At 70.4% G+C, this 1,942-nt stretch carries 3 protein-coding genes; 2 read left to right on the top strand and 1 reads right to left on the bottom strand.

Annotation, left to right across the window (positions count from 1 at the left end; translation table 11 throughout):
* A partial coding sequence (locus tag A9X04_RS09445; RefSeq protein WP_067919650.1) for an aldo/keto reductase occupies window positions 1–673 on the bottom strand: 673 nt, incomplete at its 3' end.
* A 22-nt stretch (window positions 674–695) separates the two neighbouring features.
* On the opposite strand from A9X04_RS09445, the gene A9X04_RS09440 reads away from it, so the two are divergent.
* Complete coding sequence (locus A9X04_RS09440) at window positions 696–1,694, top strand: acryloyl-CoA reductase (RefSeq protein WP_067919648.1); 999 nt, start codon at window positions 696–698, stop codon at window positions 1,692–1,694.
* A gap of 22 nt (window positions 1,695–1,716) precedes the next feature.
* Window positions 1,717–1,942, top strand: a 226-nt coding sequence (locus A9X04_RS09435) for an alcohol dehydrogenase catalytic domain-containing protein (RefSeq protein WP_369828936.1), incomplete at its 3' end; no start/stop codon positions are given.

Here is a 1,942-nt window from a genome sequence, read left to right as displayed (position 1 = left end):
CGACCACTAGTTCGTGGGTGAGCACGGGGTTGGGCCGCACGAAGGCGGCCCCCAGCGGGAAGAACGGAACGAACGCGATGCCGCGCGCCGCGCACTCGTCGAGAACCGGCTGCGATGATCGGTCAACGAGATTGAAAGCGTTTTGCACACAGGCGATTTCGGTGCGCCCGCACGCGCGCAGTAGGTGTTCGCGGTTGACGTTGCTCAGCCCGATACCGCCGATCAGCCCGTCGTCGCGCGCTTGGATCATGACCGAGAGCTGCTCGTCGAACAGCTGATCCGGACCGTCGCTCTCGAACACGCGCAGGTTGACGGCGGCCAGTTGGTCGACGCCGAGCGCGCGCAGGTTGGTCTCGATGTCGTGGCGCAGGTCGGCCGGCTCGTCGACCGGAAGCCAGCCGCCGCTGTCGTCGCGACGCCCTCCGACCTTGCTCACCAGCGCCAGGTTCTCCGGGTAGGGATGCAGCGCCTCGCGAATCAGCTCGTTGGCCACGTCGGGGCCGTAGAACTGCGCGGTGTCGATGTGGTCGACGCCGAGTTCGACCGCCCGCCGCAACACGGCCAGCGCCTCGTCGCGGTCCCGGGGCGGGCCGAACACGTTGGGGCCCGGCAGCTGCATCGCGCCGAAGCCCACCCGGGAAACCGAAAAGCGACCGAGTGGAAAGGAATCCATACGGTGAGGTTAGCGTCGACGCATGGACACGTTTCAAGCGCTCGTCGCCCGCGAAGATGGTGACCGGATAACCGCCTCGGTCGAGACTTTGAGCCCCTCGGACCTGCCACCCGGTGAGGTGACGATCCGGGTGCTCTATTCGAGCGTCAACTACAAGGACGCGCTGGCGCTGACCCCGCGCGGCGGCGTGGTGCGCAGCTACCCGGTGGTGCCGGGCATCGACCTGACCGGCGAGGTCGTCGAGTCCGCGTCGCCCGACTTCGCCGTCGGCGACACGGTGGTGGCCCACGGGTACCAGATCGGCACCGGCCACCACGGCGGCTACGCCGAATACGCACGGCTGCCGGCCGACCAGGTCGTCGCGCTCGGCGCGTTGAGCCCACGGGACGGCGCCGCGATCGGCACCGCCGGCTTCACCGCCGCGATGAGCGTGCAGGCGCTGATCGACTGGGGCGTCCAGCCCGGCGCCGGGTCGGTGGTCGTCACCGGCGCCTCCGGCGGAGTCGGCTCGGTGAGCGTGGACCTGTTGGCGGCCGCGGGCTATCGGGTGGTCGCCTCGACGGGCAAGGAGTCGGCCGCGGGGCTGCTGAAAGAGCTTGGTGCCGCGGACATTATCGGCCGGCTGCCGGAGGATCCCGACGCCAAGCCGCGCCCGCTGGCCAAGGCGCGCTGGGCGGCCGCGGTGGATTGCGTGGGCGGCGCGACGCTGGCCGACGTGCTCAGCGCCGTCGACTACGGCGGGGCGGTCGCCTGTAGCGGCCTGACGGGTGGCCCGGCGTTGCACACCACGGTGATGCCGTTCATCCTGCGCGGCATCGCGCTGTTGGGAATGGACTCGGTGCAGATGCCGATCGACCGGCGCCGCAAACTGTGGGCGCTGCTGGGTGATTCGCTGCGACCGCGCCATCTGGAGTCGCTCACCAGCGACGTCGACGTCAAGGACGTGGTCGATGTGCTGGACCAGGTGCGCGCCGGCAAGTTCACCGGGCGTGCGGTGGTGCGGGTGGCCGACGGATTTTGAGTCGGCAGTAGGCTGTCCGACCATGCGAGCTGCACGGGTGACCCGGCTGGACGGGCCGGACGCGATAGAGGTGGCCGAGGTCGACGAGCCGTCCGGTGACGGCGTGGTCGTCGACGTGCACGCCGCGGGCGCCGCGTTCCCCGACGCGCTGTTGACCCGGGGCCTCTATCAATACCGGCCCGAACCGCCGTTCGTGCTGGGGGCCGAGATCGCCGGCGTGGTGCGCTCGGCGCCGGAGGGCGCGCACG

Source organism: Mycobacterium sp. E3247 (genome assembly GCF_001667785.1).
Lineage (GTDB): Bacteria > Actinomycetota > Actinomycetes > Mycobacteriales > Mycobacteriaceae > Mycobacterium.
Note: the sequence above shows the minus strand (reverse complement) of the source record. Positions and strands in the feature narration are given on the sequence as shown.

Excerpts from the sequence above, each read along its gene's own strand:
- A9X04_RS09440 (WP_067919648.1), top strand. The coding sequence starts at position 696 with ATGGACACGTTTCAAGCGCTCGTCGCCCGCGAAGATGGTGACCGGATA.